General features: G+C 49.5%; 1 protein-coding gene. It reads left to right on the top strand.

The genetic code is table 11. The features are described 5' to 3' along the window. Positions 1–84: 84 nt before the first annotated feature. Positions 85–1,729: 1,4-alpha-glucan branching protein GlgB (gene glgB, locus ACI4WN_RS01495; protein WP_439776668.1), on the top strand; the 1,645-nt coding region annotated here is incomplete at its 3' end.

Here is a 1,729-nt window from a genome sequence, read left to right as displayed (position 1 = left end):
AAAAACGCTTACAGCGTTTTAGCGGAGAAATTTGTTGTTTTTATATATTTAAGTGATGTTTTTTTAGAGAAAGTGGGGTAAGAAATGAATGAGATAGAGCAACATTTGCAGAATTTTGCGGCCGGCGATGACCTGTATCTGCATCTGTACCTGGGCTGCCACAAGCAAGGGGACTCCCATGTCTTCCGCGTGTGGGCACCGCATGCCCAGCAGGTTTGGCTGGTTGGCGATTTTAATAATTGGGAGAAAACTTTGCCAATGGCCAAAAACAGCTACGGCGTTTGGGAGACCGCAACTGCTGATGCTAGACCAGGACAGCTTTACAAGTTCTTAGTCAAGCAGGCTAATGGCAAGGAAGTCATGAAATTTGACCCAGTAGCCCTTGAATATGAACCGCGTCCCGGCAACGCAGCCGTAATTTCAGATTTGCCAATCAAGCACTGGACTGATGGGGCATGGTTTGGCTGGCACAAGCGGTCAAATCACTTTGCCCGGCCAATTAATATCTACGAGGTGCACGTCAATTCCTGGAAGCAGCATGAAGACGGCAGTCTTTATACCTTAAAGGATCTGCAAAAGGAACTGATTCCTTATGTTAAAGAGCAAGGCTTCAACTACATTGAATTCCTGCCTTTGACCGCGCACCCGCTGGATGCGTCATGGGGCTACCAGACGACTGGCTACTTTGCCTTAGAGCGGGCTTACGGAGAGCCGCGGGATCTACAAGATTTCGTGGAAGTCTGCCACAAGGAAAATATTGGGGTCTTGGCCGACTGGGTTCCAGGGCACTTTTGCATCAATAACGATGCCTTGGCCTACTATGACGGCACGCCAACTTACGAATTTGAAGAAGGCTGGCGGGCGCAAAATAAGGGCTGGGGTGCCTTGAACTTTGACCTGGGCAAGCCGCAAGTGCAGTCCTTCTTATTGTCCAGCGCCCTGTTTTGGCTGGAATACTACCACCTGGACGGGTTAAGAGTCGATGCAGTTTCCAACATGCTGTACCGCGACTATGACCGGGGCCCAGGCGAGTGGAAGCCAGACCAATATGGTGGCAACCGCAACATTGAAGGCATTGAATTTTTGCACAAGTTCAACAAGGTCATCAAGGGGATGCACCCAGAATGCCTCTTGATTGCTGAAGAAAGTTCTTCCCAAGTCAAGATTACTGGCCGCGTAGAGGATGGCGGTCTCGGCTTTGACTACAAGTGGAACATGGGCTGGATGAACGACGAATTGCGCTTTTACTCAATGGATCCGCTCTTCAGAAAGGACAATTTCGATCTGTCGACCTTCTCCTTTATGTACCGGATGAGTGAAAACTTCATCTTGCCGCTGTCCCACGACGAAGTCGTTCACGGCAAGCGCAGCTTGATGAACAAGATGTTCGGCGACCGGCCAGACCAGTTTGCTCAGCTGCGGAACTTGAACACGATGCTGATGACTTACCCAGGCAAGAAGCTTTTATTCATGGGCGGCGAATTTGGCCAATACATCGAATGGCGCTACAAGGAAGGCCTGGTATGGTCTTCATTAGATGATGAGCTAAACGCCAAGATGCTGAAGTTCAACCGCGACTTGAACCACTTCTACCTGAATGAGCCAGCCTTGTGGCAGCTCGAGCAAGAAGAGCGCTCAGTTGAAATTATTGATGCTGACAACCGTGACCAGTCAGTCTTGTCCTTTATCAGACAAGGCAAGGTAAGACATGACTTTGTCATCGTCTTGC

The organism is Lactobacillus sp. (genome assembly GCF_051893255.1).
Lineage (GTDB): Bacteria > Bacillota > Bacilli > Lactobacillales > Lactobacillaceae > Lactobacillus.
This window is presented reverse-complemented; position numbering and strand designations above follow the sequence as displayed.